Annotated in this window: 18 protein-coding genes and 1 other RNA gene; 7 read left to right on the top strand and 12 right to left on the bottom strand. The window is 35.6% G+C overall.

Features of this window, described 5'->3' with window-relative positions; translation table 11 throughout:
• Positions 1–80 precede the first annotated feature (80 nt).
• From JFV29_RS00445 to phaQ, 6 genes are all read right to left on the bottom strand, one after another.
• The gene (locus JFV29_RS00445) at positions 81–1406 is read right to left on the bottom strand and encodes an MFS transporter (RefSeq protein WP_201180579.1); all 1326 of its coding nucleotides are present in this window, start codon (positions 1404–1406) and stop codon (positions 81–83) included.
• A gap of 85 nt (positions 1407–1491) precedes the next feature.
• Entirely contained in the window at positions 1492–3081 is a 1590-nt protein-coding gene (locus JFV29_RS00450; RefSeq protein ID WP_201180580.1) for a class I adenylate-forming enzyme family protein, read from the bottom strand.
• A 24-nt stretch (positions 3082–3105) separates the two neighbouring features.
• A complete protein-coding gene (locus JFV29_RS00455; RefSeq protein WP_201180583.1) occupies positions 3106–3870 on the bottom strand; it encodes an SDR family NAD(P)-dependent oxidoreductase in 765 nt (254 codons plus the stop codon).
• 303 nt (positions 3871–4173) lie between these two features.
• On the bottom strand, positions 4174–5604 hold the full coding sequence (locus JFV29_RS00460) for a sigma-54 interaction domain-containing protein (RefSeq protein WP_116822079.1): 1431 nt from the start codon (positions 5602–5604) through the stop codon (positions 4174–4176).
• Positions 5605–5969: 365 nt separating this feature from the next.
• Complete coding sequence (locus tag JFV29_RS00465) at positions 5970–6521, bottom strand: hypothetical protein (protein ID WP_057213883.1); 552 nt, start codon at positions 6519–6521, stop codon at positions 5970–5972.
• Complete coding sequence (gene phaQ / locus JFV29_RS00470; RefSeq protein WP_053346010.1) at positions 6502–6942, bottom strand: poly-beta-hydroxybutyrate-responsive repressor; 441 nt, start codon at positions 6940–6942, stop codon at positions 6502–6504. The genes JFV29_RS00465 and phaQ overlap by 20 nt, the downstream gene beginning before the upstream one ends.
• Positions 6943–7472: 530 nt before the next feature.
• Between phaQ and JFV29_RS00475 the strand changes: the two genes are divergently transcribed.
• Together JFV29_RS00475 and JFV29_RS00480 are read left to right on the top strand one after the other, a co-directional pair.
• Positions 7473–8261, top strand: a complete 789-nt coding sequence (locus JFV29_RS00475; protein WP_223305279.1) for an alpha/beta fold hydrolase — start codon at positions 7473–7475, stop codon at positions 8259–8261.
• A gap of 1078 nt (positions 8262–9339) precedes the next feature.
• A complete protein-coding gene (locus JFV29_RS00480) occupies positions 9340–10128 on the top strand; it encodes an alpha/beta fold hydrolase (RefSeq protein ID WP_342366466.1) in 789 nt (262 codons plus the stop codon).
• Positions 10129–10192: 64 nt separating this feature from the next.
• On the opposite strand, the gene JFV29_RS00485 is transcribed toward JFV29_RS00480, so the two are convergent.
• Positions 10193–10630, bottom strand: coding sequence for a hypothetical protein (locus tag JFV29_RS00485; protein WP_201180589.1), 438 nt, complete (start codon positions 10628–10630; stop codon positions 10193–10195).
• 157 nt (positions 10631–10787) lie between these two features.
• Between JFV29_RS00485 and JFV29_RS00490 the strand changes: the two genes are divergently transcribed.
• The 3 genes from JFV29_RS00490 (at position 10788) to JFV29_RS00500 (ending at position 13260) form a co-directional block, all read left to right on the top strand.
• A complete protein-coding gene (locus JFV29_RS00490; protein ID WP_242485262.1) occupies positions 10788–11591 on the top strand; it encodes an alpha/beta fold hydrolase in 804 nt (267 codons plus the stop codon).
• Between the two features lie 141 nt (positions 11592–11732).
• Positions 11733–11870: a hypothetical protein gene (locus tag JFV29_RS00495; RefSeq protein WP_201180591.1), complete on the top strand. Its 138-nt coding sequence runs from the start codon at positions 11733–11735 to the stop codon at positions 11868–11870.
• Positions 11871–12345: 475 nt separating this feature from the next.
• A complete protein-coding gene (locus JFV29_RS00500) occupies positions 12346–13260 on the top strand; it encodes an MBL fold metallo-hydrolase (protein ID WP_242486772.1) in 915 nt (304 codons plus the stop codon).
• Between the two features lie 57 nt (positions 13261–13317).
• On the opposite strand, the gene JFV29_RS00505 is transcribed toward JFV29_RS00500, so the two are convergent.
• Positions 13318–14253 carry a DMT family transporter gene (locus tag JFV29_RS00505; protein WP_201180593.1) on the bottom strand — a complete coding sequence of 312 codons (936 nt, stop codon included), beginning with the start codon at positions 14251–14253 and terminating at the stop codon, positions 13318–13320.
• Positions 14254–15144: 891 nt separating this feature from the next.
• Between JFV29_RS00505 and JFV29_RS00510 the strand changes: the two genes are divergently transcribed.
• Positions 15145–15465 carry a YnfA family protein gene (locus tag JFV29_RS00510; RefSeq protein ID WP_201180595.1) on the top strand — a complete coding sequence of 107 codons (321 nt, stop codon included), beginning with the start codon at positions 15145–15147 and terminating at the stop codon, positions 15463–15465.
• Between the two features lie 147 nt (positions 15466–15612).
• Here JFV29_RS00510 and JFV29_RS00515 read toward each other — a convergent pair whose 3' ends face one another.
• The 4 genes from JFV29_RS00515 to ssrS form a co-directional block, all read right to left on the bottom strand.
• On the bottom strand, positions 15613–16956 hold the full coding sequence (locus tag JFV29_RS00515; RefSeq protein ID WP_201180597.1) for an MFS transporter: 1344 nt from the start codon (positions 16954–16956) through the stop codon (positions 15613–15615).
• 280 nt (positions 16957–17236) lie between these two features.
• Positions 17237–17419, bottom strand: a complete 183-nt coding sequence (locus JFV29_RS00520; protein WP_201180598.1) for a hypothetical protein — start codon at positions 17417–17419, stop codon at positions 17237–17239.
• A gap of 538 nt (positions 17420–17957) precedes the next feature.
• The gene (locus JFV29_RS00525) at positions 17958–19325 is read right to left on the bottom strand and encodes an MFS transporter (RefSeq protein ID WP_201180599.1); all 1368 of its coding nucleotides are present in this window, start codon (positions 19323–19325) and stop codon (positions 17958–17960) included.
• 408 nt (positions 19326–19733) lie between these two features.
• A non-coding RNA gene (ssrS, locus tag JFV29_RS00530) (6S RNA) lies at positions 19734–19921 on the bottom strand.
• Between the two features lie 383 nt (positions 19922–20304).
• Here ssrS and JFV29_RS00535 point away from each other — a divergent pair.
• Positions 20305–20511, top strand: coding sequence for a twin-arginine translocase TatA/TatE family subunit (locus JFV29_RS00535; RefSeq protein WP_201180600.1), 207 nt, complete (start codon positions 20305–20307; stop codon positions 20509–20511).
• Positions 20512–21061 lie beyond the last annotated feature (550 nt).

Below are 21061 nucleotides of genomic sequence, written 5' to 3' on the forward strand. Positions count from 1 at the left end.
TTTATAGGGCTTCGTCAAAAATTCATATATACTTCCCTTACCCACAAATAATCAAAGATAATAAAAATTACTAAGCAACCTTAAATAACCTTCTCTTGGTTTACCGTTGGAATAACTGAATCCGATACCGGCTTTTCTTTAAGTATGATTGCACAAACAACAGACAAGGCCGCTACTGAGGCAAAAAATATAAAAACGTTACCAAAGTCTTGTGAACCATCCGCCCCTACAGTCACTAAATAACCCGCGACAAGAGGAGACACAAACGCACCCAGTTGACCAATACCATTAGATAACCCAGTAGCACTTCCGACTATTTCCTTTGGATAGCGTTTAGGCAAAAAAGCATAAATTGAGCCGAAGTTTAAGTTAACAAAGAAACCGACAAGCAAGAGCAGAGTGAGCAACAGGGTAGGTTTCCCACTGTCTATCGCACCAAGCATCCACAATACAGGAATACTACCTATCCCTCCAATTAAAGCAACAGGTTTCATACGACCAAGAACTTTATCCATCAGCCATCCCCCTAATAACATAGCGAAGAAAGCAATGATATAAGGGGCAGAACCAAAGAAGCCCATTTCCTTAATATTCATCCCATGCTGCGTAACCAAAAAACTAGTTAACCAGGTAGTAGTTCCCCAATAAACGGCCAATTGACAAAAAAGAAGCAAAGTATAGACATAAAAATGAAAGTCTTTTAAGAAAAGCCCGTAGGTTTTTCTTTTCTCTTCCTTCGACATCTTTTCAATTGGAGAATCGTCTTGTCCATCAATATCCTGTTCCTTACTTATTCTCCCTTTAGCAATCATTTCTTTTGGGGTATTCGATACAAAAAACCACAGTAAAAAAATTGCAACCGCACCCGGAATAGCAAGAACATAGAATACCGGTCTCCAATCCCCCCCAAAAAAGTAGAAAGAGATACTAGTGACTATAACTGGCACAATTGCGGGAGCAACTGCCCATGAAGTTGCGAAAAAAGAAGTGGCTCTTCCTTTTTCATTTTGAGGAAACCAGTTGTTTATTGCCCGAATCGCTGGGGCAAAATGATGTCCTTCTCCAAATCCTAAGCCAATACGTAATAATAAAAACTGGGTGAAGTTTTTGACAGCTCCTGTTAAGGCTGTAATGACAGTGAATACCAATATTGCAATGTACATAACCTTTTTAGGACCAATTTTATCAGCAAGATAACCAGCGCTTATTTGAGCAGCAGCATAAGCAAAGAAAAACACGGATGCAAGTTGTCCTACTTCGACTGGGGTTAAGTTTAAATCTTCCTGAATAAATGGAAGGAAGGTTAAGACTGCCATCCTATCAAAATAATTAATAATATAGACCAGCCAAAGAACGACAAGAACGACATAACGGTAGTTCCATGCTTTTTTCACAATTTTATTCAATATGATCGCTTCCTCTACATAGATTATGGTAAATCAATCCGCAATAAATAATTAGAGATGCTTTACTACTAAATAGTGTGAAATTTTAATTAAGCAGAAGATTCTTCAACTCGGCCTTTAAAACTTTGCCTGCCGAATTACGAGGAAATTCTTCTACGAATTGAATTTCTGTTGGGACCTTATATTTGGCTAAATATTCGGAAACAAAATCTTTTATTTCTTGCTTTTCAATGGTTTCATCAGCCTTGGGTATGATAAAGGTTTTTACGACTTCGCCCCAGAGAGGATCTGGAATTCCTACTACAGCGGCTTCTAATACTTTTGGATGATTATATAAAACATTTTCTACTTCAATCGAGAATATTTTTTCCCCACCACGGTTTATCATGTCTTTTTTACGGTCCATAATATATACAAAACCATCCTGGTCTATTTTTGCTAAATCTCCTGAGCGCCAGAACCCATCAATGAATGATGCTTGGTTCGCTACCTCATTGTCCCAATAGCCCTCAACCACCATTGGTCCCTTCATTAATAATTCTCCAACTTCTTCAGGTAAACATGGTTCACCCTTATCATTAACCACTTTTAATACTCCAACAGGAACCGGCAATCCAACCGAAACAATCTTGTTTTGATTATAGGATTGTGGCATTATTGTTGCTGGTGAAGTACTCTCGGTTGCGCCGTAAGCATTATGCAGATAGGCATTCGGAAAATGCCTTTTTAAATTATTAATAGTTTCGGAAGACATAGGTGCACCACCAAAGGCAATACAATTTACATTTGGATACCTATAATTTAGAAAATCTTGGTGAGACATCATCATGACATAGATGGTTGGGACGTTAAATAAAAAGGAAACATTTTCTTCAGCTGTTAAACGAATATATTCTTCCGTCCTATATCTACTCATGATAACGGATGTCCCACCTATTCTAACCATGTGCAATAACTGGCCAATCAAGCCGGTGACGTGAAAGAGAGGAACAGCGATCAATGTCCGTGTTTCTTGATTTAATTTTAGTACCTGTTCATAATTCATTGAGCTGTGAATGGCTCCTAAATGACTACCAATGGCTCCTTTTGGAAGTCCCGTTGTACCTGAAGTATACATAATGAATAACTCATCATCTTCCGAGACATTTATGTTTACAACTGAAGATTTTTGTTCTAGGACTTCAAAAGGAAGATAGTCTTTTCGCCTTGGTGTTCCATTTCCAATCAAGAAATAATTTTGAACATTTATGATTGAATCTTCATCCCTCAAGTTTTCTACTTTAGGTAAAAATTCATCATCCGTAATCAAAATTTTGGTGCCGGAATGTTCTACCATATAAGAAAGTTCTTTTTCTTTTAATCTCGTATTTAATGGCACAACTATGGCGCCAATTTTCGCACAAGCAAACACTAGTAAAGAGAACTCGATACTATTCCCCAATAAAAGGGCCACACGGTCTCCCTTCCCAACAAGCAAAGAGTTTTGTAAATTACCGGCAATATTTTCCACTTTATCGAGCATCTCTTGATATGTGAGTCGAATTCCATTCATGACCAGTGCTTCTTTTTCGGGATATTGTTCAACCGTTTCTTTCAACATAGACATGATATTTTTTGGTCGTTTTCCGAAAACCTTCATTTTACGATTAAAATGCATTTCTTCCACGATGTTCATTTTCATACCTCCTTAACTAGCTATTTATCTTGCAGTCCAGCCCCCATCGACATTCAATATTTGGCCCGTAACATACGCAGATGTATCAGAAGCCAAGAAAACCACTGGCCCTACCAAGTCTGAAATTTCTCCAATTCGTTTGATCATTGCGGAATCTATTATCTTTTGAAGCCTTTCAGGGTCAGAGAGCCAGTCACCAGTCATCGGAGTTTTTATATATCCTGGTCCAATTGCATTAACGGTAATATTATATGCAGCTAATTCTTCCGCCCATACTTTTGTCATTTGGTTAATGCCACCTTTACTTGCAGCATAAGATGTTTGGAATGGCATTCCAACCGTTCCTAAAATAGATGAGATATTGATTATTTTTCCATAGCTTTGTTTGATCATTTGTTTTGCACAAGTTTGACCAACTAGAAAGATTCCTTTTAAATTAACTTCTAAAACTGTATCCCAGTCGCTTTCTTCTATGTCAATTAACGGCTTACGAATATTGAGTCCCGCATTGTTCACTAAAATATCAAGTGAACCAAATCTATCGACAATTTGGCTAACCAAATCTTCCACTTGACACTTCTTAGTAACATCGCAAGAAATGTAGTGTGCATCAATATTTTCTTCCCTTAACTGTAAAACCGCTCGTTCTCCTTCCTCAGTTCCTCGGCTGGAAATGACAACTGTTGCATCATGATGGCCTAAAGCCTGAGCCATTCCAAATCCAATACCTTTACTACCTCCTGTTACTAGTGCAATCTTTCCTGCTAGATTAAATGTAGGCAAATTCATACTCTTTTTCCCCTTCCCCTTTTTGAATGACTGTTCTTTTGTTTCAGCAAAAGAATAATCAAACCGCCCTTTATATATTTTTTTAGACTTACACAAATAATTAGTTAATGCAATTGCCGTGCCAACTTTTATAATTGGATGAAAAAATTAATTCATGGCACCTTTTTTACCCGAAATATGTTTATATAGCAATGAATCGGGGTAGTAAAACTTTATTTATTACAAAAAAAGCCAACGAATATACGTTGACCATAATGGATTATATAAATTTCCCTTGATTACTTTCTTCATCATTTACCGTGTTTACAAACCTAATCTCTTCATTTTCTTTACAAGTGCCGATTGACTGATGCCTAATTCTTTAGCCGTGCTACGTGTTGTTTTATATTCTTGAATTTTCTCTTTTATTATCTTTCGTTCAACATTTTCAATGATTTCTTTTAATGTACTCTTTACATTTTGTTTAAGTTCTAATCCTTGTAACATACTTGGTGGCAAATCCTCCAAGCCTATTTGTTCCAGATCGGCCGTTACAACTAATCTCTCAATCAAGTTTTCCAACTCCCTAATATTACCAGGCCATGGATATTCCTCGAAGAAACGAATGATTTCCGGATGAAAACGCTTATTTAATCGGTTCTTTTTGTTCATTTTATTTAAAAAATAGAAGGCTAGCGGTACGATATCTGCTTTCCTTTCTCGTAATGCTGGTATTTTAATGGGAACAATATTTAATCGATAGTAAAGATCCTTTCTAAACTCGCCATTTTCGACCATTTCCTCCAAATTCCTATGTGTCGCTGAAACGACCCTTACATCTATTTTGAAGCTACTTCTCCCGCCGACACGAGTGATTTCAAATTCTTGTAAAACCCTTAATAATTTAACTTGAAGATCAATTGGCATGTCTCCAATCTCATCTAAAAAAATCGTACCCCCATTTGCTTGTTCAAATAAACCAGGTTTTCCACGACTGTCCGCACCTGTAAATGCGCCCTTTTCATATCCAAAAAGTTCAGATTCAAGAAGGTGCTTTGGTATGGCTGCACAATTCACTTTAATTAAAGGTTGGTTTGCGCGTTCACTTTCTTGGTGTAGGTATTTAACGATGACTTCTTTCCCGACGCCAGACTCACCTAAGATGAGTAAAGTTGAATCAACTTTTGCCAGTTTTTTAGCAAGAAGAAAAACCTTTATAATCTCTTGGCTTTGAGCTACGGATCCGTCAAGGTTCATATGCAGCATTTCCTTTTTTTTAAGTTCCTCGATTTCATTTAAATATTTTTGGGTTAAATTTATGGAATTTTGCAGTTCGGTCTTCATATGGTTTAAATCCGTTATATCCCTTACGTTCGTTACAACGTAAGCAATTTCCCCATTCTTGTCATATACAGGATTTCCAGTAACTAATAGTTCCTTTCCTCTTACAGTCTGAATAATCGTTTTTGGCGCTTTTCCATCTAAAACTTTCATTGTAACGGATTCAGAAACTAGGCCCTCTTTCACCACTGTTTTCATATTTTTACCAAGAAGTTCCTGGCTTTTCACACCAGTAACTCTTGAGTATGCATGATTTACCATCATTCCATTACCATTTTTGTCGGCAACGTATATCCCATCGTAACTTGACTGAAATATGGAAGCTAAGATGTTTTGGATGTCTGTATTGTCAACACTTTCTATCTTGGTGTCCTGAGATATGATGAAGTCACCAATTGTATACATATTTTGCATTTCATTCGCCCCTAAAAAGTGTTTTGTAAGAATAACAGGTAAAGCGTTTTTAAATAAACTTTTTGTTTTAGATAAATAGAATGATGAATTTTCGAATCAAAAAACATAGGTGATTCAAAATGTACTCAATTACATTTATTTATTTAATTCTCCAAATTGTTGGAAATACCTTTCTCTTTTTTCAGAATTTTCACTATACTCTACATAGTTAACGAATTCTTTACAAAACTTCTAATTAGTTGGATGAATTTGAAAATGGCCAAAAAAATAACCCGTACAAGCACTAATGGAAAGTACCTGTTCATGGTTATTTCTCAATGAGATTTTTCATTTTTAATAATTAACGGTCTCGAGCTTACAATCTACTACTTATTTACCCCTGAACCTACCATAACTTTAAAACCGTCTTCCACACGACGTAATAATCTAAGCTGTGCTGTTCTAGCAAGATTAATGTATTCGTTTGAATTAGCTGTACGTTCTTTTCTATGTGTTTGTAAGTTCTCTACATAGGCTTTATTGTTTTCAACAGCCCTCTTTTCAAATCGCTCCATTATATCAAAGGATGATTTTAATGGAGTTAACATAATGTTTTCGAATCGATTCACGACTTCCTGTCCTTCATTAATGAAAGAACGATGTCCCTCTGACAAAACTTCCTCTGCTTTATTACTTTGGAATGAGTTCATAACATCCGCATTTACTTTTTTATTTCCTTCGTAAAAGGATGTGAGTGATTTACGAAGTTCAGCATTGAACTTTGACGTTTCCTCAAGTGTCCTAATGTATACTTCCTCTTGATTTTCAAGGACTTTGCGGGACCGCTCAATAGCACCTTCATACTGATTCCAAACTGTATTAACGATTGATTCAGAAATATAGGCCTTTTCAATTTGTTCATTCTTCTTTTGACTCATTTTTGTTCCTCCCCTTATTCTTGCTAGATTTCTCTATTGAATCCCTCATCTGAAATGAAGGCATATAGAGCTCTAAAAAACTTGAATACATACGGAAAAATTGATCCAACATGGATTGGTAGTTCTCCAAATGGGTTGCATGGGTTCTTAAATAAGCAACACCAGCGTCTGTGATCGAATATTTCCTTTTAGCGGGACCACTGCCTGTGGTATCCCATTCAGAACTCACTAAATTATCTTGTTCCAGTTTTCGCAATAGCCGATATAAGTTCCCTTGATCAAGGGTTTGGAACCCAAAGTTTTGCAGCTTTTGGATAAGCTCGTAGCCATGTAAGGAAAATCCGCTGAGAAGTAACAAAATAAATGGCATAATAAAATTTTTCGAAGGGGCTAATGATTGTTCTTTGTTGTCTTTTGCCATCCAATTTCACCTCGATAATTAATCTATATATGTATTTTACACCTATAAGTAATTACAAGTCAAGCGAGCACATATATATATAGTGTAATTGACTGAAAAATTAATAAAGTAAATCCATTAAGGGGCAAGAATTTAATTTTACAGAAAAAGGAATACATCACTAAATCTCGAATTAGTCAAGTACGGACCAAACTATTTGAGAACGGTGGTGACTCCCAACACGTGTTAGACAAAGAAATGGCATCCAGAACTTATACGACTTAGAACCGAGAACGTTTGTCACGATTAAGATTTTGTCTTGCGTTATAATTCAAAATAGCCATGGTTGGGTGCTCCTAAGAATTGAACTATGCTGATGGTATATGTACGAGTGGAGTGAATGGCGAGCTCATCCACTATTGTACGAAAATTTTATTACTAGCAGCTTGACGTTACATTAAAAGAGAGCATGCGGACATCGATGCAATTACCATGTTTCATTCTTCGTATTTATGGCAATTAAATCAAAACAAGTTAAGGGGGTTTTGATTGTGAAAAAGACAGCTGTCAGTAAAAACGAAATGCCTTATTTACGTGTTGGTTATGGCGAATCTTTAATTCTCATTCATGGACTTGGTGAAATAAAGGAGGGTTGGGGGAAACAGTTTGAATTAGCAGATCAGTATGACCTGATTGTTCCTGATTTAAGAGGACATGGTGATAATCTAAGAATGGACGGAATAACGATTAAAAATTTTGCAAAGGATATTTTGTCCTTACTTGATGAATTAAAAATAGAAAGCGCTCATATTTGTGGAATGTCAATGGGGGGTATTGTAGTACAGGAAATTTATCGGCAAGCACCAGAAAGATGCCTATCCTTAATTTTAGTCAGTACGTTTTATCATGCCCCAGCACAGTTTAGAACAATCTTTTTCCCTGTTCGAAAGGCAAGGGCACTCTTATTGTCTTCCGAGGAGCAAAAATTAATGGCTGCCAAAACTTGTTTATACTCTTGGAAACAGGAGAACATGGAAGCATTCTTCAAGTTTTATAAACCAAACAAAGAAGCTTACGTTAAATCTATGGAGGCATGCCTAGAAATCGATAATCGCTCTTTATTGCCGAAAATTAAAGTTCCTACACTTGTTATTGGCTGTCAATATGATTCAATAACCCCAGTTTGGATACAGATTCTTATGCACGAACAAATCCCTAACTCTGATTTAGTTATTTTCCAAAAATCAGGACATATTGCAAAACTTGAAGTTACGGAAAAATTCAATCACACATTGCGTCACTTTTTAAATGAAAACGGACTGACTGAAAAAGCTGGATAACTTGTCGAAGGAGTACTTTCTTCCCTTTTATCTACCCATTGGAATCAAAGAATATTATTAATTCTAGATCAACACCAATAATTCAGTCTCAGAAACGAAGAAATGATTCCTTTTTCAATGGAAGCATTTCTTCTTTATTTTATTGAACATTGATCACTACATTGATTGTTAATGCTTAGATTTTATTTTCCCACCCAATCCGTTCCTTTGAAACAGTTACAGAAGGAGCACGGAAGTTATTTTACATAATCAAAAACTCATTCGAATTGAGTGAGTTTTTTGCATGATTAGAAATTAAATAGCTGAATATGTGCAAAGGATATCATTCTTTTCACGGCTTTGAGGGGAAATCAAATTATTTGAACAACATCGGGGGACAAAATCATCGGTTCATTAAGAGACAAGTCCTACTTTAACGTTAATTCGTTGACATTTTTGCCTTTATTAAACTTATTAAAATAACCCTAATCATCACTTCATGATTTTAGGGTTATTTCAGCATATCTTTAGGTAAATTGAATGAATTTATAATTCACATCCATTTAGAACAGTGGTGACTCCCAACACGTAATATAAGACAAAGAAGCTTTAGGGTATTCAGGAGTCCTACGCTTTAAGACTGGATATTATTTTGCCTTACATTTCAAAATAGTTATTTTAGATTTGAACTATGCTGGAAGATATATTCTTTGTTCGAGAGGATTGTCGAGCGCCTCCCTACTATCAAAGACTTGATAAAAAGATTAAAACATGACCTTAACTTTCGCTGCGAATGTAACAATCACGTTTCTGATATACATCCTCCGTTACTTCCTATTCCCGTTTAGTCAAGAAATCTCAGAAATAATATGCTGGAAAAAGTGCAGGACTCCATTCCTCTTCATGCTATGAAAAGGGTTTAGTTCTTTTAGATGCCACACATTTTGAGCAAGAGACGACCGTACAACTGCACAACATAAAACTCTTACCGGAAAGAAGGCAAAAGATTATAGAAACAATTATTAAACACTCAATTACAAGTGATTAACCATCCGTAATTATGGAAACTCTATTAAAACAAGTTAAGGAGGTTTTGAATGTGAAAACGATAGCTGTTAGTGAAGACGAAATGCCCTATTTGCGTACTGGCAATGGCGAACCTTTAGTTCTCATTCATGGACTTGGTGAAATAAAGGAAGGATGGGAAAAACAGTTTGAATTAGCAGATCAGTATGACCTGATTGTTCCTGATTTAAGAGGTCATGGCAATAATCCAAGAATGGACGGAATAACGATTAAAAATTTCGCGAAGGATATTTTGTCCTTACTTGATGAATTAAAAATAGAAAGCGCACACATTTGTGGAATGTCAATGGGGGGTATTGTAGTACAGGAAATTTATCGGCAAGCATCAGAGAGATGCCTATCTTTAATTCTAGTCAGTACGTTTTATCATGCTCCAGTTCAATTAAGAACATTGTTTTTCCCTGTTCGAAAGGCACGAGCACTCTTGTTGTCTTCCGAGGAGCAAAAATTAATGGCTGCCAAAACTTGTTTATACTCTTGGAAACAGGAGAATATGGATGAGTTCTACAAGTTTTACAAACCAAACAAAGAAGGTTATGTAAAATCTATGGAAGCATGCCTTGAGGTCGATAATCGCTCTTTGTTGCCAGAAATAAAGGTTCCTACACTTGTTATTGGTTGTCAATATGATTCAATAATCCCAGTTTGGATACAGATCCTTATGCACGAGCTAATCCCTAATTCTAAATTAGTTATTCTTAAGAAATCAGGGCATATTGCAAAGCTTGAAGTAACAGAAAAATTCAATCATACATTGCGTCACTTTTTAAATGAAAACGGACTGACTGAAAAAGCTGGATAAATGGGAAGGAGTTCATCCTTCCCTCTACATTCTTTAATTGTTTCCTTTGGAACTGACAAGTTTGTCACTTTACAAAGAGCAACTTTACCTCTTTTAGTTCATCCTTTAAATTATTGATTTCATTATTCATCATTTCCATACGACTTTCTTTAAGTACAAGACTCATCTCATTCAATACTTCTTTCAAGGAAGTGAAGTTACCTTTTTCATTCCATTTTTTTGATATGTTGTATGTTATGTCATCTAAATGATCTAGTTTAGTTTCATTCATAATATAATGCTTAGCAACATTAACTATCTCTTCTTTACTCATGTAATTCATGAAGTCCAACCAATATTTAATAATGGCTCTTTGGTCCTGGACTTGGTTTAGGTGTGACCCTACTAACTCTTCTACCAGCAATACGAATCGTTCGCAATTTGCCGTCTGTTTAATATGTTTATTCCACTCTTCTTCAAGATTTTTATATTCAATATATGTCTCATTTTCCATACCTGGCATTCTATTCTCCTAATCTACTAACCCCTATGGTGTCCAGATTAAGCGTAATGTAGTATAGGATTTTAGTCAATTAGCAATTTTTGAAATATTTGGTACGATCACATAATAGAATCATATATAATGATTAAAATATTAATTACAGAAAAGAGGTATTTTCATGCCATTCGTAAATCATGACAATGAAAGCCTTTACTATGAGGTTCACGGACAAGGTGATCCTTTATTGTTGATTATGGGGCTCGGCTATAACTCTTTATCCTGGCATAGAACGTTGCCCACTTTAGCTAAGCGCTTTAAAGTAATCGTTTTTGATAATCGTGGTGTTGGTAAGAGCAGTAAGCCTGAACAGCCATATTCTATTGAAATGATGGCTGAGGATGCAAGAGCGGTCCTTGATGCTGTTTCGGTTGACTCAGCACATGTATATGGGATTTCAATGGGTGGAATGATTGCCCAAAGGCTGGCAATCACTTATCCGGAACGTGTTCGTTCTCTTGTTCTAGGTTGTACCACTGCGGGTGGTACTACTCATATTCAACCTGCTCCAGAAATATCTACTTTAATGGTATCTCGAGCCTCCCTTACAGGTTCTCCAAGGGATAATGCCTGGTTAGCGGCACCAATAGTTTATAGTCAAGCTTTTATTGAGAAGCACCCTGAATTAATTCAGGAAGATATCCAAAAGCGAATAGAAATCATTACTCCGCCAAGCGCATATCTGTCTCAACTACAAGCTTGTCTAACTCATGATACATCCAATGAACTTGATAAAATAAACATACCAACATTGATTATACACGGTGATGCAGATAATTTGGTTCCATATGAAAACGGTAAAATGTTAGCTGAACGTATTCAGGGTTCTCAGTTTCACACCGTATCCTGTGCAGGCCACATTTACATAACAGAAGCAGCTGAGGAAGCAAATGACAAAGTTATACAGTTTCTAGCTCATCAATAAAGTCAGCAAAAAGTATCTGTGGGGCGATTGCAACTGCTACAATACTTCCAGATCAAGTATAGGAAATTAGCGGATATCGCAATAAAATTACCTGGCTCACCAAAAGGTCAGTAAGAAGGCGATTATAAACCAATCCATCTAATGGGCTCTCTTGTTGAGCAAGCGCTTTTACTTTTCTACGATGCTGTCATCCTTAGATTTAAAGAGAAAAAGAAATTGGATCCAATAAAATGTATGGACGACATGCCAATCAATGATGAAATAAAAAGTAAGATGTAAAAAACAGCAAGGAATTCTTCTGAATTCCTTGCTGTTTTTTGAATTAAGATAGTTGATTGAAGTTTATTTTAATGGAATTATTTTATTTTAAAACCTAACCCAAACATTTTATATATGGGCTAAAATCAAACATATCCTTCACTCCTTCTGATTATTAATTATATTCAGTTTAGTAATATACAATAAACATGCCAGTTAAGGAATAAGATGTAAGGCTTTTTAGAACATCACAGTAAATAACCTTCCAAATTCTGTGTTATGATAAGTAAACGAAAATATTGATTAAATTTAGGAGGAAAGTATATATGCTGAAAATTATAAAGTTTTTAACTTTCTTTTTTATTTCAGGTACACTTTTTTGTACCTTTATCCTCCTTTAGGGAGACGAGCGACTAAAGAAAAAATAAAAAGTTTCAGCACGAAGGAGAATTTTGTTGATGGGAAGTTCATCAACCAGATTCCTGCAAGTCAGGCGATGAGCCTCAAACATACAGGTTCGATACTACGGGATTATATAAAAGGAAATCCCAATAGGCGGCCCGACAATCCTATTCTGATTGAAACTAAAGAACATATGATAGGTGATTTCAATAAAATCACCTGGTTTGGACATTCTGCCTTCATGTTGGAGATGGATGGAAAAACCTTATTAGTGGATCCAATGTTTGGTAAGGCCCCCACTCCCTTTCCACTGTTTGGAAATAAGCGGTTTAGCAGGGACTTGCCTATAGATTTGGAAAGACTTCCTCCAATCGATGCGGTTCTCCTATCACATGACCACTATGATCATTTAGATTATTACTCTATAAAGAAGTTAAAAGATAAGGTCGGTCAGTTCATTGTTCCACTGGGGGTTGGGGGCCATCTTGAAAGATGGGGCGTTAAAAAAGAAAAGATTCAGGAGCATAATTGGTGGGATGAAGTTAATTACAACGGCCTGCATTTGGTTTGCACGCCTGCGAGACATTTTTCCGGAAGAAGTTTACGCGATGGCAATACAACTCTGTGGTGCTCCTGGGTAATTAACGGAAAACAAGACAAGATATTTTTTAGCGGGGACAGTGGGTATGGTACACATTTTAAAGAAATTGGAGAAAAATTCGGTCCATTTGATCTTACATTAATGGAATGTGGCCAATATGATGAGCGCTGGTCCACCATCCATATGAAGCCTGAAGAAACAGTTCAAGCAAACATCGATGTGCAAGGAAAACTAATGATTCCGATTCATTGGGCAGGGTTCACATTGTCATTTCATGACTGGACAGACCCAATTGAAAGGGTAACTAATGCGGCCAAAGAACATTCCGTTCAGGTTTCTACACCGCAAATAGGCGAACCAGTATTTATTGGAGTAAAAGAGTTCCCTCAAACAATATGGTGGAAATAAAATCAGTCTATCCTAATTTGGGATAGACTGATTTTATTTATTTAACTGTGTTCTTTCTTACTTATAATAAAGATTCATTTTTATAGTATGATCTTTCTTTCCCCCAAAATAATTTGTTCCGATTACACCTAAAATGATAAGGACCGACCCGATTATATCGTAGGTTGTAATCTTTTCATTTAGAATAAGTGCTCCTGCCACTATCGTGACAACGGTAGAAAGGTTTGCAAAGACACTCATTTGTGACGCCTTGATTTTTGATAAAATGCTGTTGGATAGCAACGAAGTGACCAATGAGGCCAATATTCCTAAATACAAAATGGAACTGATGAATTCCATGCTCAACCATGGTGAAAAGAATTCCTGCATTGTTCCTTGGTTGATGTGGGAACTGATAGCGGTAATGTTAAAAATGACGAATCCTATTCCCATCATAAAAAAGGACATTTCACCTGGGGTATAATCTTTGGCTAGTGAACGGGTCATTGTCGTATAACATGCGGTAGCAATACAGGATAGAAGGATTAACACCATTCCGAGCATGTCGGAAAAATTGATTGAGCTCCCTTTCAATACAAAAATAAAAATGACACCCACTACCGATAAGACAATCGAAAGCTTCTGATATAAAGACGTTTTTTCCTTTAAGAAATATCCCGCTATCATCACCGTTATAATCGGGGTAACGGCTGATAAGATTCCAGCATCGGTGGATTGTGAGTATTTAAGTCCGAAGGCTTGAAAGGCAAAGAAAAGAGTTGGAAATACTAATGACAGCGGAACCAGTTTTTTTGCTGACTCCCACGTGTAATTTACTTTGATGACTTTAAAAGCAACTAATAATGATATGATGGCGAAGGAAACGCTGAATCGGAACGCCAATGTATCAAGTGGATTTGATTCAGCAATTGCCATTTTCGTGAATAAGAATGATAGGCCGACAATACTGGCATGAAATATGGCCAACATATATGCAAAAGATTGGGATTTCATAGATGCAGCTCCTCAACTAGACTACTATATATCCATTTTAGGTATAGTACCCCTTGAATCTGAATTGCAACCCAAGTTTAAAGGTAAAAGATACAGGTCCCACGATCCTCCCCTTAAATATTGCAGGTTATATTAAGCTTCAGTAATCTTATTATTCTTAGGAAGGACAAAAATTGTTACGATTAGCGAAGTTTTTACTCTTGGTTATATATCTTTTGGTTTTTATTATATTTGGATGGTTTTAGTATTATATGAATGACTAAAACTAAGATTCCTAAAAAGGCAATAAGAAAAAGCAAATCCGTAGGTAAAGGATTTGCTTCTTCTGTTCTGCTTAAAATATAACTTGAAACAATACCTAAGTACTTAACATTAAATCTCCTTTTAAGTTTAGTATGTAAATTAAATTGGAACTAACTTCATGAAGTTAGTTCCAATTTCGATGTGTGTAATACAATCTGATTTCTTCAAAGCAAATCAGTATATTTAATTTATTTTAGTGTGATACAAATTAAAACCCTTTTAGGGTGAATGGTCGGTTGAAAATATGGTCTGCGGATATTGATAATAAAAGGTATTCAGCAAAAAAAGTTTACTTGGTAACATACCTCTTGTAGTGATACCTTTAATTATATTGAAAAGCTTCGATTTGTCGGAAATACGATTGAATATCTCAAAGAAACCCAATAATGAATTTCCTAGTCTAGATGTAGCATGACTTCATTTTCTTAAATAAAGCTAGAATAGATGGAGATTCTGTAGCTAACTTTCAGTTATTATCACTATTTATTCACAAAATAATAGAAACGACCATTAAGACATTACTAAATAATGATTATTTTCCATTTTCACTTATGATAAAATTTCAAGGAGAAAGTGAGGTTAACATATGTGACCACTATTATATTTCTTTTGGCCGGTCTAGCTGAGATTGGTGGGGGTTATCTTATTTGGCTTTGGTTAAGAGATGGAAAATCCATTTATTTAGGATTTATTGGAGGGATCGTTTTAGTTTTATATGGCATCATTGCAACATTCCAAACGTTTCCAACTTTCGGGCGTGTATATGCTGCATATGGCGGTGTTTTTATTGTGTTATCGGTATTATGGGGATGGGGCATCGATAAGAAAACACCTGATTTATATGATTGGATTGGGGCTGCAATCTGTTTAATTGGGGTGTCTGTCATCATTTGGGCGCCGAGACATTAGAAGTAAAGGGCTTTAAAGCCCTTTACTTACTCAAAGCAGCCGATTGATTAAATATTTTTCGATCGTAAGCGTACGCAATATAAAATCTCATGTCCTCTCGGGATCATTATTTAGTTGTCTTCAGATAACCTTGGAATGAATGTTTTACTAAACCAATTTCTTTTCCTTACTACTAACGGCCATATTGCTGGATTTTTCCTGTATAAACCAAATCGCAACTGCCGCGATAATGCATGGAATGGCAAATGCTAAGAAATTAACCTGCAATGACAATTTCATATCAAGCAAGACCCCGCAGAAAGTAGGAGCGATAATTCCACCTATTCTTCCTACACCTAATGCCCAGCCTACTCCAGTTGAACGGATTTCGTTAGGATAAAACTGTGATACATAAGCGTTCGTTACGATTTGTGTACCAGTTGTAGTTCCTCCCGCAATGGCAATCAACACATAGAGCATGATCATGCTTGGTTTAAAGCTCAGCATCGTAAGTGTTGCAAACCCTATGACTAAGAAGGAAACCAGAACCGCTTTAGATCCAAATCGATCAGCAAGCTTTCCTCCGACAATTGCCCCAAATACGGCGCCGAGGTTAAGTGTCACTAAGAATGTTAAGCTGGATCCTAATTCATATCCTGCCCCTTCCATAATTTTTGGAAGCCATGTACTCAATCCGTACATCACAAACAGGCACATGAAAAAGGCGACCCAGAACATGATTGTACTAACTGCCCGACCATTTTTGAATAATTGTTTCACCGGGAAACCAGTAGAATCATTTTTACTTTTCTCATAAAGAACATAATGATCATTAGCAGTGTATTTCCCGTTTACATCCACTTGATTCAGTATGTCCGCCAATTGGCTTTTTTGGTTTTTTAATATAAAATAATTCAATGATTCTGGTAACATTTTATAGAGAATCGGCATAAAGATCAGTGGAAGAGCACCAAGCCATACCACTGCGCGCCATCCAAAGTTCGGAATCAGATACATCGCACCTAATGATGCAACAACACCACCTAATGCATGTCCACTGAACATAATAGCAACCAGTGTGCTACGAATTTTTTTCGGAGCATATTCAGTAATAATTGCTATTAGATTAGGCATGACTCCCCCCAATCCTAAACCTGCAACAAAACGTTGTATTCCAAAAGAAGTTGGCGTGTCTGCAAACCCTGAAGTAAAAGTAAATATAGAAAAAATGACTGTACAAATTAAGATGACTTTCTTTCTTCCAAATTTATCAGCTATTGGTCCAAAGACTAACGCGCCTATCATCATTCCAAACAAAGCATAGCTGCTAAATAATCCTGCTTCTACAGCAGTGATTTTCCACTCAGTCATCAAAGATGGTAGGATTGTTCCAAGCATGAACATATCATATCCATCACAGATAATGATAAAGATACAACATAATAAAATCTGTAAATGAAAGCGGTTAAATTTTTGTTCATCAATCATTTCAGATACACGGATTGTGCGCATTTCCTTCGCCTCTTTCTTCTTTTCCTTTATTGACGAAAGTCTAAAGGAACATTCTAAGTTTTTTGAAACCAGCTAACCACCAAATTAAAAAATAAAAATAAAGACTTAAATTACACTTATATAGAACTAAGTTCACTATACATTAACTTAACTTTTAGAATATTGTCAATTATCAAAGTTCATTAAGGTTCATAGAATAGGAAAAACTTTTTATGAAAAAAGGCAAAAAAAAGCCCTCTAGTCAAAAGAGGACTTTTTTGAAAATAAAGAATTTAGGCATCTAATGCTTCTTTTCTCTTTCTTTTTTAGATTCTGTTATAAGATCATAACCAAGATAAAGGATAATGACTGCGCCTAACAATTTAATATATAACGGAATATCCGCTACAAAGAAATATATCATTGAGAATAATGTTCCTATTATAGATAACCAAAAAATTAAATGTTTTAGAATTTTTTTCAAAGTAATGACTCCCTCTCAAAAGATGAGATTAATTATTCTAGTTCGCTCCACTTCAAGGAGGAATTTTAATTATCCGTTCTTTCATTTTAACATTTATCCTTTAAATAATGGAGTAAATCATATTGCGAAATATGAACAATTAAGCAACTTTTCATAGAAATTTTATTATTGCTCTAAAACTTATACCACATTATTTATGAGATCATTTATTTTTACAACCTATCATTGACAAATATACATTTTCCACTCCCCTAAAAATAATTACTTTGTCATTTAAGGAATTTATAGATAATGGGGTTTACAATATAGTTTGCATCAGTCATCTATTGAATGTCATTTTTGTAATGATTACACTCTATCCAGACAGCGCCCTTCGTTATTTAGAACATTGTGTCCTTTGAGCAGATCTGCGACGAAACTAATTATAAGAATAAGAAAGAAATTTAATCAGGAGCAACTATACAATCTCTCCTAACATAAAATTAACATGAAAATGGCAGCGTGGATATCTCCTACGCTGCCATTTTCATGTTAATTCTTACAGTATATTCATTTTATTGGAGTCTACCTTTATTTCTTCACTTTGTTTTGGTTGATTATTTTTATAATAAGCCATCTTAACTGGAACAAAGGATAAAGCAATCGCGGCAATAAGACCAGGAATAGCAAAAGCAATAAAATTCAATTGAATTGGTAGCGAGATTGATAATAGGAATCCACCAAGGATGGGTCCGAGCATACCACCAATCCTTCCTATTCCAGATGCAACCCCAAGTGCAGTCGATCTAATATTTGGTGGATAGTACTGGGAAACATAGGCTTGTACAAGATTTTGGGCGCCAATCGTACAGGCCCCTGCAATCGCTACTAATGTGTAAATCATGAAGGAACTTCCACCCATTCCTAACAGTGTCAAACTAATTGCACCTAGCGCATACAACGGTACAAGCATTTTTTTAGAACCATATCTATCACAAAGCTTAGCTATTATAAGAGTACCTACGATAGCTCCACCTTGAAGAACGATTAAGAAACCTAGACTTGAATTCAAAGCATACCCCGCTTCAATCATTAGCTTTGGTAGCCATGTATTCAATCCATATACCATTAGTAGACACATGAAAAAGGCAACCCAGAACATCAAAGTACTTAGAGCGCGGGAATTTTTAAACAATCCGACAATCGGCAGTTTCTCATCTGATTTTTTCACTTCTACAATTTCGTCATGTATGGTGAAATTGCTATCAGGACTGACTTTGGATAATACTCTGATTAATTCCTCTTTTCTGTTAATTCTAATGAGATGTGTGGAGGTTTCTGGTAAATGCTTCATCATGATTGGTAGAAATAGTAAAGGTATGCCGGCAAACCAGAATATGGACTCCCAGCCTAATGAAGGCATAAGTAGGATACCTAGTATCGGGGCAAGCATCCCCCCGAATGAATAGCCGCATAATACAATCGAAACGACCATGCTTCTCATTGTTTTCGGGGCGTAATCCGTCAATAAAGCGATGACGTTCGGCATAATGCCTCCCAGTCCTAACCCCGCTAAAAATCGAAAAGTAGAAAATATAGTAGGTGTACTCGCAAATCCACATAGCAATGTAAATAAACTAAATAAAATCAATGAAATGGCAATGACGTTTTTTCTTCCAATCCGATCCGCTAATGTCCCAAAAAAGATGGCGCCGAACATCATACCGAATAGACCATAGCTTCCCATTGCTCCCGCTTCCACTGAAGTTAGATTCCACTCCTCTGTTAACACTGGTACAACCGTTCCATAAACGACAAGGTCGTACCCATCAAAAAGGATGATAATGAAACACCATGCCAACAAACCCAAATGAAAGCGGTTAAATTTACTGTTACTAATTACCTCTGTCGTGTTAATACTAGCCATAAAAATTTCCCCTCTCTAGGTGACTACCAATAATCCACATGATAGCGCTTACGGAATTGCTAATTAAAAAAGATAACTTTTCACTAACTTTATACAAATAGTGAACCGAGTTATCTTATTATTATTATAATAGGCAATTATCTGATATTTCAATAAAAATTTTCACAAATTAGTCATAAACATCAAAACACCACAGCATAAGCCATCTTGAAATATAATGAATTCATGAGTGTAATGGAGAATTAAGATGATTTCGATTGAAATCGTTTCCAAGTTACCTGTATTAAAAAATTTTTTTCACACTATAATACAACAACAATTTATTATAGTTATGTTATTCAGTAGCTCAACTGGATGAAAAAACAGAAAAAAACCAGTCCCTGATCGGAACTGGTTTCTAATTTTAAAGATAGAGCCGCCATTGCCGTATTCACGTAAGAAAGTTTTAAACCACCACTCCTCAAAGTGGGTGTTTGCAGAAACAATCCTGTTGTCCAAGTCAGTGACGAGGCATAACATTCCTGTTTCGATGTAAAACTCCCTATTACAGCTTAAAGGTTAAAACTTAATTATCATTACGAACAACGCAGCTTGTATAGTTATAATACATAAATTCATTCTCTCTTGCAAGACTAATAATTCCCAAGTAACAAAAAAATTTTTGTATTTCGTAATTAGTTATTGATTGCAATGAGACTCTAATAGTGGGTTCTGTAATCCTTCCATAAAAGACTATCTATGTAAAGACATTAATATTTTCAAAAAAGTATAATATGTTATGTAACAAACATTATAATGAAGAAAGATCTATAGAATTTCATGTGATTTATAAGATATAGGAGGTAGAATCTAAAGGTTTTTAAAGTACTATTTATCCCTTTATATATATAGACTCTTACAATTAATAGTAATTTACATTTGCAAATGCTCGTCAGGGGTCTATAATATTATATATCAGATTTGATAGGAGTGACTAGCTATGCTTTCAAACATTGGTTTTCCTGGTTTAATTCTAATCTTTCTTTTAGCATTAATTGTCTTTGGGCCGAAAAAACTTCCTCAAATCGGACGCGCTGTAGGTACATCGCTTCGAGAGTTTAAGGATGCAACGAAGGGAATAACAGATGAAATTCAAGAGGAATTTAAAGAAGACGTTCAAGCTGCGAAAAAAGAATCGGTAAAATAAAAAAACAATGAAAAAGACGCCTGCACGCAGCAGGCGTCTTTGATGCGTTTGAGGCGGGAACCGTCAGGCCACATCCCGACGTTTAGCTTAAAAAGCATGTTCTTCGACTTACACAAATTAGCTCATCGCTTTATTAATATAACATTTATCCTTTATTATTTCAAGAGAATTATTTAAACTCTTTAAAGAAATTTCATTGTTGTAAGTTGTTAGTGTAAAACCGTTTCTTTTTGTAATTGGTTATAAATTAATAAAAAACCATGTAATTTTATCCTACTAACCCGGGTTGATGTTTTATAATTAAATATTCTACCGAGGAAACTTGTCAAATATAAAATTTAATATCTATATTCTTTTCTGGCAAAAAACAAGCATTAGCCTTCTTGTAAAGATACTACACTCCTTTTTGCACCATCTTTTAGACGACCTCTCTCCTATTTACTTTTAAAATCCAACATATTGTTTATTACTGATTAACTTCAACTCCATTTAAAATAGCTTAATCATTGTTGATCAAGCTTCAATATATACTTGCCTCTTTTATTTCAAC

The organism is Peribacillus sp. TH16 (genome assembly GCF_016651095.1).
GTDB classification, from domain to species: domain Bacteria; phylum Bacillota; class Bacilli; order Bacillales; family DSM-1321; genus Peribacillus; species Peribacillus butanolivorans.

Excerpts from the sequence above, each read along its gene's own strand:
- JFV29_RS00450 (WP_201180580.1), bottom strand. The coding sequence starts at position 3,081 with ATGAACATCGTGGAAGAAATGCATTTTAATCGTAAAATGAAGGTTTTC.
- JFV29_RS00455 (WP_201180583.1), bottom strand. The coding sequence starts at position 3,870 with ATGAATTTGCCTACATTTAATCTAGCAGGAAAGATTGCACTAGTAACA.
- JFV29_RS00460 (WP_116822079.1), bottom strand. The coding sequence starts at position 5,604 with ATGCAAAATATGTATACAATTGGTGACTTCATCATATCTCAGGACACC.
- JFV29_RS00465 (WP_057213883.1), bottom strand. The coding sequence starts at position 6,521 with ATGAGTCAAAAGAAGAATGAACAAATTGAAAAGGCCTATATTTCTGAA.
- phaQ (WP_053346010.1), bottom strand. The coding sequence starts at position 6,942 with ATGGCAAAAGACAACAAAGAACAATCATTAGCCCCTTCGAAAAATTTT.
- JFV29_RS00485 (WP_201180589.1), bottom strand. The coding sequence starts at position 10,630 with ATGCCAGGTATGGAAAATGAGACATATATTGAATATAAAAATCTTGAA.
- JFV29_RS00490 (WP_242485262.1), top strand. The coding sequence starts at position 10,788 with ATGCCATTCGTAAATCATGACAATGAAAGCCTTTACTATGAGGTTCAC.
- JFV29_RS00495 (WP_201180591.1), top strand. The coding sequence starts at position 11,733 with ATGGGCTCTCTTGTTGAGCAAGCGCTTTTACTTTTCTACGATGCTGTC.
- JFV29_RS00500 (WP_242486772.1), top strand. The coding sequence starts at position 12,346 with ATGAGCCTCAAACATACAGGTTCGATACTACGGGATTATATAAAAGGA.
- JFV29_RS00505 (WP_201180593.1), bottom strand. The coding sequence starts at position 14,253 with ATGAAATCCCAATCTTTTGCATATATGTTGGCCATATTTCATGCCAGT.
- JFV29_RS00515 (WP_201180597.1), bottom strand. The coding sequence starts at position 16,956 with ATGCGCACAATCCGTGTATCTGAAATGATTGATGAACAAAAATTTAAC.
- JFV29_RS00525 (WP_201180599.1), bottom strand. The coding sequence starts at position 19,325 with ATGGCTAGTATTAACACGACAGAGGTAATTAGTAACAGTAAATTTAAC.
- JFV29_RS00535 (WP_201180600.1), top strand. The coding sequence starts at position 20,305 with ATGCTTTCAAACATTGGTTTTCCTGGTTTAATTCTAATCTTTCTTTTA.